Source organism: Clostridium moutaii (genome assembly GCF_041205085.1).
In the GTDB taxonomy this organism is placed as follows: domain Bacteria; phylum Bacillota; class Clostridia; order Clostridiales; family Clostridiaceae; genus Clostridium_B; species Clostridium_B moutaii.
On the sequence record NZ_JBGEWD010000008.1, the window covers coordinates 175,676 to 182,254 of the forward strand.

Genomic DNA, 6,579 nt, shown 5'->3' on the forward strand with positions numbered 1-6,579 from the left:
TTAATAATTTAAAATATGACCCATTTTTTTCTGTTTCGTTTTCAGATAAAAAGTATCGTATTGAGATGCTCTCATCTGAATTGGTACTCTTTTAACAATATTTATACCATAGGCAGACAACTGCTTTATTTTATCAGGGTTATTTGTCATTAACCGTATTTGGTTTACCCCCAAATCTTTCAGAATTTGTGCAGCAATATAATAATCTCTTAGATCTTCCTCAAAGCCAAGGGCAATATTTGCCTGAACAGTGTCTAAACCTGTATCCTGCAATGCATAAGCTTTCAATTTGTTGATTAGCCCAATGCCACGTCCCTCCTGGCTCATGTATAAAAGTATGCCCCTTCCTTCTTCTTCAATTTGAGTCATGGCCTTTGCATATTGCTGACCACAATCACAACGAACTGATCCAAAGGTGTCTCCGGTTAAACATTCAGAATGTACTCTGCATAAAACTGATCTGCCGTCTGAAATATCACCCTTCACAAGTGCAACATGGTGCTCTCCGTTAATTTTGTTGATATATCCATAAGCTGTGAATTCACCGTATTTTGTAGGCATTTTTGTATTTACCACTTGTTCGACAAACTTTTCTTTTTGCTTTCTGTAATACTGCAGGTCCTTAATTGTAATAAATTTTAAATCATGTTTTTTAGCAAATTCAATTAGGTCGTCAGTTCTCATCATGGTGCCGTCGTCTTTCATTATTTCGCAGCAAAGTCCACACTCTTTAAGTTTTGCCAATTTCATCAAATCAACAGTAGCTTCCGTATGGCCATTACGTTCTAGAACACCATAGTCTTTGGCAAGCAGCGGAAACATATGTCCCGGCCTGCGAAAATCTTCTGGCCTGGAATTATCTTCTACACATTTTAAAGCGGTTATGGAGCGCTCTGCTGCTGAGACTCCTGTGGTTGTAGTTATATGGTCAATGGATACAGTAAAAGCTGTTTCATGATTATCTGTATTGTTTGAGACCATTTGTGGAAGGTTTAATCTGGAAACCAGTTTACTGCTCATAGGCATACAGATAAGGCCTTTTGCATATGTTGCCATAAAATTTACATTTTCTTGTGTGGCAAACTCTGCGGCACAAATTAAATCTCCTTCATTTTCCCTGTCCTCATCGTCGGTGACTACTATAATCCTTCCCTGTCTAAGATCCTCTAAAGCTTCTTTAATTGTATTAAATTGAAACATAGTATTATCTCCTTTAAAATATTAAAATCCATTCTTCAACAAAAAATTCATGGTAATGTTACCTGGGTCAGTTTGTTCTGATTTGTCAATGGCTAAAAATTTTTCTATATATTTGCCTATAATATCAACCTCTAGATTCACAGTTTCTCCAATGCTTTTTTCCATGAAAGTAGTAGAATTTACTGTATGTGGTATGATTGATACTTGAAAACTATTTGTATCTGTTTTTACAACGGTTAAACTGATTCCGTCTATTGTAACAGAGCCTTTTTCCACAATATATTTCATTATATTTTTGGAAGTGGTTACTGTAACCCAAACAGCATTGTCATCTTGCCTTAAGTTGCTTATAATCCCTGTCCCATCTATATGTCCAGATACAATGTGACCGCCGAAACGTCCATTTATTGACATTGCCCTCTCAAGATTTACATTGGTTCCAGATTTTAAGGATCCTAATGAACTTCTATTTAAAGTTTCGCTCATTACATCTGCAGTAAAAATTTTGTTTTGAAAACTGCACACCGTAAGACATACTCCATTTACCGCAATACTGTCACCTTTTTTTAAATCATTAAATATATTGTCTCCTCGTATGTATAATCTTGAGGATCTTTGACCCTTTTGAACAGAAACAACTTTTCCTATTTCCTCTATAATCCCTGTAAACATTTATTCACCTCCTTTTACATGAAACTCCAATAAAATATCTTCACCTATAACAGTAATTTTTTTGTTATCAAGTCCAAAAGCGTCTTTGAGTCTGTGGATACCAATGCCACCCACAGGTGTTTTTGCCTGTGAACCTCCCAATATTTTAGGGGAAACATATGCCTGCACTTTATTTACAATGCCGCTGCTTAAAGCACTGTAATTTAGTGTAGAACCTCCTTCAAGTAATATGCTGTCTATATTTTCTCTGCCAAGCTTTATCATTAATGCATTTAAATCCAAATGCTTGTCTTTTTTAGGTGTTTTTATGATAAAACAGCCGCTGTCAATAAGCCGTTGTATCTTCCACGTATCTTCTGAATCAGTGGCAACATATGTTTGAAATTCTTTTGCCGTTTGAATAATTTTTGATGATGACGGTATTCTCAAATTAGTATCACATATGATGCGCTTTGGATTTTTCCCATGAGGCAGCCTGCAAGTAAGTAATGGATCATCTGCAATGACCGTATTAATTCCAACCATAATGGCCGAATATGTGTGCCTTGACATATGAACATGTTCTCTGGCTGCTTCTCCTGTAATCCATTTGGATTCTCCTGTACAGGTAGCAATTTTCCCGTCCAAAGTCATGGCATATTTCATTACAACGAAGGGAGTTTTTGTTTTGATATAGTGGAAGAATACTTGGTTTAATTCCATACATTCATTCTGAAGAATACCCGTTTTTATTTTGATGCCGTGTTTTTTTAAAATGTCAATCCCTTTACCGCTAACTAAGGCATTGGGGTCCTTTGTACCTATTATTACCCTGCTGATTTCATTTTGAATAATGGCTTCAGTGCAAGGGGGCGTTCTTCCCCAGTGACAGCATGGCTCCAGGGTAACATACATGGTTGAACCCTTTGGTGATTTTGTACAGGATGCAATAGCATTTCTTTCTGCATGGAGCTCACCGCATTTTTTATGATAACCAGTGCCGATTATTTCGTTATTTTTTACGATGACAGCACCTACCATTGGGTTGGGGCTTACCCATCCACGGCCTTTTTTAGCTAATTCTATTGCAATTTTCATGTAGTTTTCGTCCGTCACATATAACAGCTCCTTTTTGAAATAAAATAACGCCTTGAATATATTCAAGGCGTTTTAAAATAAAAGAGATATGTAGGTACATAATAAACTGGAATGATATACGCTGAAATAACAATGGGCTCTGAAATGAAAACATTTCAGAGCCCGAAATCACCAGTATATATACATACTATAAATATGCGAATACATAATAATCTTCTTTCATCCAGACTGTACTGTCGGCTTCGGAATTTCACCGAAATCATGCCTTGCGGCTCGTGGGCTATACCACCGGTAGGGAACTTCACCCTGCCCTGAAGACTGATATTTAATTTTTTAAATTATAGCATTTGACAAGTGAATTGTCAAATGCTAAACAATTTGCAGTTTATGTAATTTTACAACCACAAATCATATTTCACAATTGTTATATTTATTTGTATATTCTTTAATGTTTTGTTACAATAAAATTGTTCAGGACAAAGTTGGTGAGACATGGGGGAATATATTTTATTTTACTATTTGTATTTATAAAATAGAAAATAATGGGGGTAAAAATTGTGAATAAAATATTGAAAATAGGTAAAAAAAATTTTGAAATTGGTAGAAGAACTTATATTATGGGTATACTCAACGTTACACCAGATTCCTTTTCTGATGGAGGGAAGTTTAATAATTTAGAACTGGCAGTAGAGCATGCTAAAAAGATGGAAGCGGAAGGTGCAGATATAATAGATGTAGGTGGAGAATCCACAAGACCAAGTTATGAACCCCTAGGGCAGCAGGAAGAATTGGAAAGAGTTATTCCTGTAATAGGGACATTGACAAAATATATAAATGTACCAATTTCCATAGATACATATAAAGGAAAGGTAGCAGAAGAGGCAATAAAAGCTGGAGCATCTTTAATAAATGATGTATGGGGATTCAAAAGAGATCCATATATGGCTGAAGTGGCAGCTCATTATAAAGTGCCCTGTTGTCTGATGCATAATAGAAATAACACGGACTATAAGAATTTAATGGAAGACATATTAGATGATTTAACAGAAAGTATAAATATAGCTTTAAAAGCTGGAGTGAATTCAGAAAATATAATAGTAGATCCAGGTATAGGATTTGCAAAAAATTATGAACAGAATTTAAATGTCATGAATAATTTGGAGCAGCTTTCCAAGCTTGGATATCCAGTACTTTTGGGAGCTTCTAGAAAGTCAATGATAGGAAACACATTAAAGCTCTCAACGGAAGAAAGGCTGGAGGGCACTATAGCCACAACAGTAATAGGAATAATGAAAAAATGTGATTTCGTAAGAGTTCACGATGTGAAAGAAAATAAAAGGGCATCGTTGATGGCAGATGCCATATTGAGAAGATAATTGTATGGAAACTGTATTGTAATCTATTTTAGGTATTGTAGGGAGGGGAGTATTGAGTATTTATTACTCAGTATCTTATTATGATGGATGATAATAAAATTAAAAAAGCAGTAAAAATGATTATTGAAGCCATAGGGGAAGACCCTGAAAGAGAAGGGCTCCTTGAGACACCAGATAGAATTGCTAGAATGTACAAGGAAATATTTTCTGGATTAGGGCAAAGTCCTGAAAAGCATTTAAAAAAGGTATTTACGGTGGACAGTGATGATATAGTATTGGAAAAGGATATTGTATTTTATTCCACATGCGAGCATCATCTTATGCCTTTTTATGGTAAAGCTCATATAGCCTATATTCCCAATGGTAAAGTTGTTGGTTTAAGTAAATTAGCTAGAACTGTGGAAGTTTTTGCAAAAAGACTCCAACTTCAGGAAAGAATGACCATTCAAATTGCAGATTCAATAATGAAATATTTAAATGCAAAGGGAGTTATGGTTGTTATAGAAGCAGAACATATGTGCATGACTATGAGAGGAATAAAGAAACCTGGCAGTAAGACTATCACAGTTGCCACTAGAGGCAGATTTAAAGATGAACTTAAATTTAGAAGTGAAGTATATAAAATGATTAAAATGGAATAGAAAGTGGTGCTGTTTTTGAAAAAAATAAATGCCATTTTAAATAATAACAGATTTCGTGAATATTTAAATGAAATAAATAAGCTTGAAAAGCAGAGAGAGTTCTGCAAACACGATATTTCTCATCTGTTGGATGTAGCTAGAATTGCGTATATAATCACACTGGAGAAAGATGTTGATGAAAAAAAAGAAGTTATATATGCAGCTGCTCTTTTGCATGATATAGGAAAGGGGATACAGTATGAAAAAGGTATACCTCATGAGTTGGCAAGTGCTAAATTAGCAGCGGATATTTTAGAAGAATGTGGATTTAGCGGAGATGAGAAAAATAGAATAATAGATATAATATTGAATCATAGAAAAAAGGATCCTGATAATTTATTAAATAGTATATTTTATTCAAGTGATAAGTTTTCTAGAAATTGTTTTATATGCAGAGCTTTTTCTGAATGTAATTGGCCAGATGAAAAGAAAAATTTTATTATTAAATACTAATGGTTTTAAATGATGCGGGAGATGTTTGTAATGGATGTAATGTACATAAAGGATTTGGAAGTGTATGCATATCATGGAGTAAATCAGGCTGAAAAGGATATGGGGCAGAGATTCCTCATATCTTTAAAGATTTTTATGGATTTGAGTGAAGCGGCAAAGGAGGATGATTTGAATAAGACTTTAAATTATGCCGATTTATGCTGTCAAATAGAAGATGAATTTAAAAGGGAAAAATACAATCTTATTGAAAGAGCAGCGGAATCTTTAGCAAGTTTCATATTAAAAAAATACGAAATAGTAAATAGGGTAATAGTTAAGGTAAAAAAACCATGGGCCCCTATAGGAAAATCACTAAAATGGGCAGGAGTGGAAATAGACAGGTGCTGGCATAAAGCATATGTTGCCGTGGGTTCAAATGTAGGTAATAGGGAAGAAAATATAAAAAATGCTATGGATATAATAAATTCTTCAGCTTGCAATAAGGTGATAAAAATATCTAGATTGTATAATACTAAACCTGTAGGATACTTAGATCAGGATGATTTTTTAAATGGAGCTCTGGAAATAAAAACTTTAATGAATCCTGAAACATTAATGGACTTTCTATTAGAAATAGAAAACAAGTTAAAGCGTAAAAGAACAATAAAATGGGGACCGAGAACTATGGATTTAGATATAATTTTATATGATGATCTGATATTATCTCAGGAACGCATTGTGGTACCACATCCTAGAATGCAGGAAAGGCTATTTGTGTTAAAACCACTATCAGATATTGCACCTTTTGTTGTTCACCCAATTTTAAAGGTTAGAATTGTGGATCTAATGAACAAATTGCAGAAAAAAGATGGAATACAGTGAATAAACGTATCCTTGAGTGTCTATATTAGAAAAACATTGAAATATTTAGTAAAAGAAAGGTATGGTAATATAAACAGTTATTATTGAATTTCAGTATGATGCACATGTTAATGTAAATGATATAATAACTATTGTTGTCTTGAGGTTGATAAAACCAACTCAAATCAATGGGTTTTAAATCTTAAAAATAAAGTTTGAAAATAAGATTAAAAAGTTGTTGACAAAGAGGAAAACAGATGATATACTATAAAAGCTGTCTA

The 6,579-nt window shown here is 33.9% G+C and carries 7 protein-coding genes and 1 riboswitch; of the genes, 4 read left to right on the plus strand and 3 right to left on the minus strand.

The genetic code is table 11. The features are described 5' to 3' along the window. Genes AB8U03_RS10240 through ribD form a run of 3 tightly spaced genes read right to left on the minus strand, consistent with a single transcriptional unit; the run spans position 1 to position 2,967 of the window. Complete coding sequence (locus AB8U03_RS10240) at positions 1–1,200, minus strand: bifunctional 3,4-dihydroxy-2-butanone-4-phosphate synthase/GTP cyclohydrolase II (protein WP_369704450.1); 1,200 nt, start codon at positions 1,198–1,200, stop codon at positions 1–3. A 21-nt stretch (positions 1,201–1,221) separates the two neighbouring features. Next, a complete protein-coding gene (locus tag AB8U03_RS10245) occupies positions 1,222–1,872 on the minus strand; it encodes a riboflavin synthase (protein WP_369704451.1) in 651 nt (216 codons plus the stop codon). Next, entirely contained in the window at positions 1,873–2,967 is a 1,095-nt protein-coding gene (gene ribD, locus AB8U03_RS10250) for a bifunctional diaminohydroxyphosphoribosylaminopyrimidine deaminase/5-amino-6-(5-phosphoribosylamino)uracil reductase RibD (protein ID WP_369704452.1), read from the minus strand. It abuts the gene before it with no gap. Positions 2,968–3,156: 189 nt separating this feature from the next. Next, positions 3,157–3,272: riboswitch (FMN riboswitch) on the minus strand. 246 nt (positions 3,273–3,518) lie between these two features. Between ribD and folP the strand changes: the two genes are divergently transcribed. The 4 genes from folP (at position 3,519) to folK (ending at position 6,319) form a co-directional block, all read left to right on the plus strand. Continuing rightward, a complete protein-coding gene (folP, locus tag AB8U03_RS10255; protein ID WP_369704464.1) occupies positions 3,519–4,325 on the plus strand; it encodes a dihydropteroate synthase in 807 nt (268 codons plus the stop codon). Positions 4,326–4,408: 83 nt separating this feature from the next. Further along, complete coding sequence (gene folE, locus AB8U03_RS10260) at positions 4,409–4,966, plus strand: GTP cyclohydrolase I FolE (protein ID WP_369704465.1); 558 nt, start codon at positions 4,409–4,411, stop codon at positions 4,964–4,966. 6 nt (positions 4,967–4,972) lie between these two features. Continuing rightward, complete coding sequence (locus AB8U03_RS10265) at positions 4,973–5,458, plus strand: HD domain-containing protein (RefSeq protein WP_369704453.1); 486 nt, start codon at positions 4,973–4,975, stop codon at positions 5,456–5,458. A 30-nt stretch (positions 5,459–5,488) separates the two neighbouring features. After that, a complete protein-coding gene (gene folK / locus AB8U03_RS10270; protein ID WP_369704454.1) occupies positions 5,489–6,319 on the plus strand; it encodes a 2-amino-4-hydroxy-6-hydroxymethyldihydropteridine diphosphokinase in 831 nt (276 codons plus the stop codon). Positions 6,320–6,579 lie beyond the last annotated feature (260 nt).